Source organism: Streptococcus sp. CL8.13 (assembly GCF_049737895.1).
On sequence record NZ_JBKOTT010000160.1, the window covers coordinates 1 to 747 of the forward strand.

Sequence of the window (747 nt, forward strand, 5' to 3'; positions counted from 1 at the left end):
TCATGCAAACAGGTAACCGCTGACGACGTCCGCTTTCAGGAGCAATTAAACTCTATTCTTGGTTTTCTAGCCAAGGCTGAGACAGTGGATAATCGAGTCTTGATTGAACTGGAAAAATTTTACCAGACTTCCAGTCTTCTCATGGGACTCAGCGCTCTTGAACCAGATGCTCCTACTCGTGCCGCTTGGCGGGCCTATGACCGCTTCCACTTTGACCAAGTCAAGACCAAGTTAAGTCTCTACGGTCCAACCATTCTCTTGTAGAAAATAAAAGAAGCTGAGACAAACTGAACTCAACTTCTTTTTTAGTGTCATATAGACAATGTTAGTCCTGCATCTGACGTTTGACCTGATAAGGTAGGTACAAGACTAGTAAAACCAAACCAGCTCCCAGTAAGGCTAGAAGGGCTAGTTTTTCTTGGAAGGTAATCAACCCAACAACTAATTCCACTACTAAGACCAAACTGGTCAATCCTCGGACTACCGCCTGCAAGCCTTTTTCCTTTTGCCCCTTGTCCAGTGGAAAGAGTTGGGTCAAATACTGGTAGTCAAAGGCATGATAGAGGGCCAGCAACTGGAAGAGCAAGAGGTAGTTAAAGAGAACCACCACTGCTGTCGCAATCCAAGCTTGCTCGATAAAGACCTGCGCCAGCAAGGAAAGTAGGAGTAGACGGAGACTGAGCGCAAAGAGATCTCCATTTCGCAGATAAGAACGCAGATAGAGATTTTGCCAAATCTTCCCAGGCA

Annotated in this window: 2 protein-coding genes; one reads left to right on the forward strand and one right to left on the reverse strand. The window is 45.8% G+C overall.

Features of this window, described 5'->3' with window-relative positions; translation table 11 throughout:
• Positions 1–264: helicase BlpT (locus ACLNCN_RS04995; protein ID WP_424844760.1), on the forward strand; the 264-nt coding region annotated here is incomplete at its 5' end.
• 61 nt (positions 265–325) lie between these two features.
• On the opposite strand, the gene ACLNCN_RS05000 is transcribed toward ACLNCN_RS04995, so the two are convergent.
• A partial coding sequence (locus tag ACLNCN_RS05000) for an ABC transporter permease (RefSeq protein ID WP_424844758.1) occupies positions 326–747 on the reverse strand: 422 nt, incomplete at its 5' end.